General features: G+C 34.8%; 4 protein-coding genes. All 4 read right to left on the bottom strand.

All coding sequences use genetic code 11. From position 1 onward, the window contains the following. Positions 1-167 precede the first annotated feature (167 nt). The 4 genes from LQ203_RS27110 to LQ203_RS27095 all read right to left on the bottom strand — a co-directional run bounded on the left by LQ203_RS27110 (position 168) and on the right by LQ203_RS27095 (position 5,484). Positions 168-512: a GNAT family N-acetyltransferase gene (locus tag LQ203_RS27110; RefSeq protein ID WP_230163013.1), complete on the bottom strand. Its 345-nt coding sequence runs from the start codon at positions 510-512 to the stop codon at positions 168-170. Positions 513-731: 219 nt separating this feature from the next. Further along, positions 732-1,151 (bottom strand): hypothetical protein, encoded by a 420-nt coding sequence (locus tag LQ203_RS27105; protein WP_230163011.1) that lies wholly within the window; start codon positions 1,149-1,151, stop codon positions 732-734. A gap of 153 nt (positions 1,152-1,304) precedes the next feature. Then, a complete protein-coding gene (locus LQ203_RS27100; RefSeq protein WP_230163008.1) occupies positions 1,305-2,144 on the bottom strand; it encodes a tyrosine-type recombinase/integrase in 840 nt (279 codons plus the stop codon). Between the two features lie 397 nt (positions 2,145-2,541). After that, positions 2,542-5,484 (bottom strand): leucine-rich repeat protein, encoded by a 2,943-nt coding sequence (locus LQ203_RS27095; protein ID WP_230163006.1) that lies wholly within the window; start codon positions 5,482-5,484, stop codon positions 2,542-2,544. Between the last annotated feature and the right edge of the window lie 522 nt (positions 5,485-6,006).

The raw sequence follows: 6,006 nt of genomic DNA, 5'->3' as shown, positions 1-6,006 counted from the left end.
TTTGCCGCTTGCTTCCTTCAGATTCCACGTCACCATGGACACCCTTGCATTAAGCTAACCATTACTACTGCCTTCATGGTTCGGGACTCGCACCCTATAGATTGCACCCATGCCGGGCGCACGAAAAAGAGCTGATCGCACAGCTCTTTAAAGAACTATTACACCCGTTATCTTTTTCTATGTAATACAAATTGTGATTTACTGTATTTAAAGTTGTTTTTTTTGTAAAAAGGAATTAAATGTTCTTCACAAAACAAACTAATAACATCAATATGAGATAGTTCGTCTAACAATTTTGATACAAGATTCTTTCCAATACCTGACTTTTGATATGCTTTATGTATAACAACATCTTCAATGTATGCTCTAAATTTACCGTCTGAAACAGCTCTTGCAAACCCAATAAGAGTACCGTCTTTCCATACACCAATTGAAATTTCCCTTTTTAACATTTCTTCAATATCTTGTTCTTTTCTTTCCTCCCACCAACCTGCATCATTATAAAGTTTCATAAGTTCGATTGCTTTAATTGGTCTTTCATAAAATCTAAAATATTCAAGTTCCAAGTCGTTATCCCCGATTCATTTTTATTCTAATTTTATATAAATAGTACAGAGTTGTCTTGTTGAACTAAACTGCCCCGTTAGTGCCATAAGAAAAGGAGCTGCTGATCAGCTCCTGGAAGTAAAGCACCCGTTTAGCTTAAGAAGAAAAATAATATTAGTTATTTACTACTGTTCAATAAATATGATGGGGTAATCTCTCCCTATTTCACCCTTAACTTTTGCAGTTAAGTCGATACCTATTTTATTATGCTTATCAATAGGTATTGCTTTATAATTTTGAACCCAGTTAAATAGTTCCTCTTTTAGTTCTTCAGATAAAGGGAAGTCATCAATGTCTAAGTTAAAACCACAAACATTGCACCATATAGGGTCCGCACTAAAATCAGCTTCAACTTTCAATGAGGGATGTTCACATTTTCCCTTTAATGCGAAGTTTTGTAATGATTTTAGAAAGTAGATTACAACTATTGATATGAAAAATATTACCGCAGAGCTTAAACCAGAAGTAGCGAAATGAGAATTATACAACTCTGTTAGCAACAGATATACTAAAAAACCCATAAAAAGGAATAGAGCAATTTTCATTTGATGGGTATTTCCTTTCAAATTTTATTAACATTACTATAATAATTGATTGTTTATATTTTTGATAATTTAACCCGTTAACTTTAATTTTCTTATGGAACTATCCTGCCCCGTTAGTTTATTAAGAACAAAATAAAAAGGACCCTTGGTCCCTTAAAAATACTTTCTATACAAGTCTCTCCGCATTGCACCACTTAGATATGCATAAATTTTTGTGGTTTCACTTTTTTCATGGCCCATTAAATTTTGAATGACTTCTAGAGGCGCTCCATTATTCAATAAATTTGTGGCGTAACTATGTCTAAGCTGGTGGGGATGAATGCTCTTTTTAATGTCCGTTCTCTTTGCTACCAGTTTTATAATGTTTCTCGCTTGAGAAATACTCATTCGATGGGGTGCACGTGTTGTCACAAATAGAGCTTCCTCATGATCTTTTCGCTCACTTAAATATCGCTTCAACCATATTTCACAACGAGTATTGAAATATACTTCTCGTTCTTTATGTCCTTTACCTAATACGATTGCTGATTGATTAGAGAAATTGATTGAGGCTCTATCTAGAGTTATTGCTTCACCAATTCTGCATCCTGTTGAATACATAAACTCAAATAAAGCATTTTCGAATGTTGTATGACAAGCTTCCCGCAAATGTTCAATTTCCTCTTCAGACAAGTATTTTGGAACCCTTAATTCTAATTTTGGTTCCTTGATTTTGGAAGCAGGATTTCCATTAATTAAATTTTCATCCTGAGCCCATCTGAATAAAGATTTAATAAATCGAATTCTGTGACCCAGACTGGATGGCTTAAGCTTTTCAGCTGCTTTCCCCAGATAAACTTTAAGAGAATTAGTTGAAAGTTCTTGAATGGATATATTTCCAAAACTATTCACCAACAAGTTAAATTGGACGTAATAGGCCTTTAATGTTTGTGGAGAATAACCTTGGATTTGCTTATCTGCCTTATATAAACCCCATACATCAGTTAAGATCATACCTGTTTCTCTCCAATCTATACCATATTAATAGACAGTATAGACAAAAGAAGAACTATTATACTAGATTAGTAGATTTTTCATTAAACAATAACACCTGTCAGTTAAAGACGAAAAAGCTGCCTTAAGACAGCTCTGATCTTCAGCTAACGCACCCGTTACTTTAAGTACAATCTTTCACAAACACCATACTAGCATTACCATAAGTATTCAATATTTCTTAAGATTCTTCCTCCGTTAAATGGCCCTTTCGTGCAAAAAGGACGCTTTTCCTATTCCGGAAATGCGCCCTTTTATGGAATAATTAAAATCTCGATCAGCCCTAAAAACACTCAATTCTACTTAAACAATACCAGCTAATAGGTTGTCAATATCTTTCTATAATCCTTTTTTATATTTATTTTATAGTTATACTTTTTACAGAACTCCAAGAGCCATAATATTTTGTTCCTGACAATGTTTTGTACGCTTTTAATCGAACATAATATTTTTCACCCTTTTTTAAAGAGTTTATTGTTTTAGATACGGTATTTTTGTTTGTGATTGTCACATTCTTTGTTGTACTACTAGTAAACTTGCTGCTAGTAGAATACTGAATTTGGTACCCTGTAGAAGTAGAAATCTCCTTCCAGTTCACTTTCATACTTGTTGAGCTACTCTTTTTAACACTCGATAATGTAACAGTAGCCGGATTTGTTGTAGAAGTGAGAACACTGCTGTAGGATCCATAATAATTTGTTTTCCCTACGGTTTTATATGAACGAACTTTATATTGATACGTTGTTCCGGCACTTAGTTTGCTAATTGTATAACTGTTCGCGTTACTTGTAATTGTCTTTAACAGTTTACCCTTACTATCATACTGATAGATTTTATAGCCTGTGACTTCACTTTGTTTTGTCCATATCAGTTTTAAAGAGTTTGTCCCTCTGCTAGATACTTTTAAGCTTTTTACTTGAGCAGGGTTTACCGTTACATGTCTTTCTATATTTACAGTGTTTCCATCACTGTCCATTACCTTGTACGTTAAGGTGTAGCTACCCACCTTCGTCGAGTTCACACTTCCGGCAACTTCTATACTTGATGTCAGTTCTCCATCTTCTGTATCTGTTGCAGTCACACCATTTTTAATATCAAAGCTATCTCCTACTTTGATTGTTGCAGCTTTGGTCCCTTTGATCATAGGCTTATCATTACTTCTTACTCTCACTTGTCTTTTAACCTCTGTTGTATATCCATCACTATCCGTCACCTTGTACGTTAAGGTGTAGCTGCCCACCTTCATTGGGTCCACACTTCCGGCAACTTCTATACTTGATGTCAATTCTCCATCTTCTATATCTGTTGCAATCACGCCTTTTGTAACATCAAATCCATCTCCTAGTTTAATTGTTACAGCTTCTACCCCTTCAAATACAGGTGGATACAACCATTTAGCATATATCGTTACACCTGTTGTAGATTGATCCCAAACTGTTGTGTAATTTCTGTCTAAATACCAGACAAATAAGTGGTTTTCCTCAGTACTTCCAAAAGGAGCTCTCCCCATACTCGTTAGACTTTTCGGGATGGTTACACTTTTTAATTGATTATCCTTAAATGCCCCATCCCCTATTCTTGTCACGCCTTCCGGGATGGTTACATTTGTTAGTTGATTTCTACTAAATGTATAATATCCTATTCTAGTCACACTTTCTGGGATGGTTACTCTTGTTAGTTGATTATCACTAAATGCTCCATCCCCTATACTTGTCACGCCTTCCGGGATGGTTACATTTGTTAATTGATTTCTACTAAATGTATCAGATTCAATACTAGTCACACCATTTGGAATAGTTACACTTGTTAGTTGATTATCCTCAAATGCAGATGACCCTATCCTAGTCACTCTTTCCGGGATGGTTACTCTTGTTAGTTGATTATCCTTAAATGCATAAATCCCTATACTAGTCACACTGCTTGGAATGGTTACACTTGTTAGTTGATTCGAATGAAATGCCATCCCCCCTATACTTGTCACGCCTTCCGGGATGGTTACTCTCGTTAATTGATTTTCACTAAATGTATGAGATTCAATACTAGTCACACTGTTTGGAATGGTTACACTTGTTAGTTGATTATCCTGAAATGCATAAGACCCTATTCTTGTCACACTGTTCGGAATGGTTGCACTTGTTAGTTGATTCGAATGAAATGCATGATTCCCGATACTCGTTACACTGTTCGGAATGGTTATACTTGTTAGTTGATTCCAATGAAATGAATGATCCCCGATACTCGTTACGCTATTCGGGAGAGTTACATTTGTTAATTGGTTCAAAGCAAATGCATAATCCTCGATACTTGTTACACTTTTCGGAATGGTTATACTTGTTAATTGATTTGAAAAAAATGCAGATTCCCCTATCTTAGTCACATTTTCTGGGATGGTTACACTTTTTAATTGATTAGAATAAAATGCACTTTCACCTATACTTGTCACGCTATTCGGAATGGTTACACTCGTTAATTGATTACCACGAAATGCTTCACTCCCTATCTTGTTCACACTATTTGGAATGGTTACACTTGCTAATTTATTAGAACGAAATGCACTATCTCCTATACTTGTTACACTATTCGGAATGGTTACGCTTGTTAATTGATTACCACCAAATACATCATTCCCTATACTTGTCATACTATTTGGGATGGTTACACTTGTTAGGTGATTATCACTAAAAGCAGATGATCCTAAACTAGTTACACTTTTCGGGATAATTACACTTGTTAGGTGATTATCGCTAAATGCAGATGACCCTAAACTAGTTACACTTTTCGGGATGGTTATACCTGTTAGGTGATTATCACTAAATGCATAATTTCCTATACTAGTTACACCTTCTGGGATGGTCACTCTTGTTAGTTGATTACTACTAAATGCACTATCTCCTATACTTGTCACACTTTTTGGGATGGTTACACTTGTTAATTGATTCCAAATAAATGCACCTTCCCCTATACTAGTCACATTATCCGGGATGGCTACACTTGTTAGTTTGTTACTACTAAATGCACCTTCTCCTATCTTAGTCACACTTTCCGGGATGATTACACTTGTTAGTTGATTACTACTAAAAGCATAATTTCCAATACTTGTTACTGGCATTTCATTCAGTTTACTTGGAATTTCCACGTTTTTAGCGTCTCCAAAGTAATCTACAATTTCAACTGTTCCATTTAAAACATTATATTTGAAATCACCTTCTTGTAGTGTTTCCGCAGATGCCTGAATCATTGAAATCGGTATAAAACTCAATAACAATGTAGATAATACTATTATCTTAAATATAAGTTTCATTGAATCCTCTCCTTTTTTGAAATCAATACTAAATCGTTTAAAACGAACTATACTACTATACAAAATAGGGATACACATTACTAGGTTCTAGTGCAAAAATTCCAAACTATCTGCAAGTAATCTTCTAAGCTTTGACATACTGATATGATTACTCTATAAAAGGTGCGTGATCAGTATGGAAAAGCAAAATCTATTCAAGTGGAAACATGCTTATTGTATGAACTAATAAAATTGTCATAGGCTTTATTCGTTTTTTTATAATTACCTTCTTGTGTACCTACTCCATATTCAATTCAGGCCTTTATGTATTCTTGTAAAACTTTTTCTATAACCACTTACTTCATACCTTTCTCACATCTAACGCCTTTGGCGTTCTTGTTGAGCTAACCTGCCCCGTTAGCATTCCTGTAGAGCGTTAATTATTAACTTTGAAAAAAATAGGGCTCCTCAGTAAGATATGAGTAAGACATCACTCTAACTCAAAACCTTAGGAGGAACCCTAATATGAATTTTAAAATGCAG

Origin of the sequence: Peribacillus sp. Bi96, from assembly GCF_918698115.1 — a bacterium.
In the GTDB taxonomy this organism is placed as follows: domain Bacteria; phylum Bacillota; class Bacilli; order Bacillales; family DSM-1321; genus Peribacillus.
Note: the sequence above shows the minus strand (reverse complement) of the source record. Positions and strands in the feature narration are given on the sequence as shown.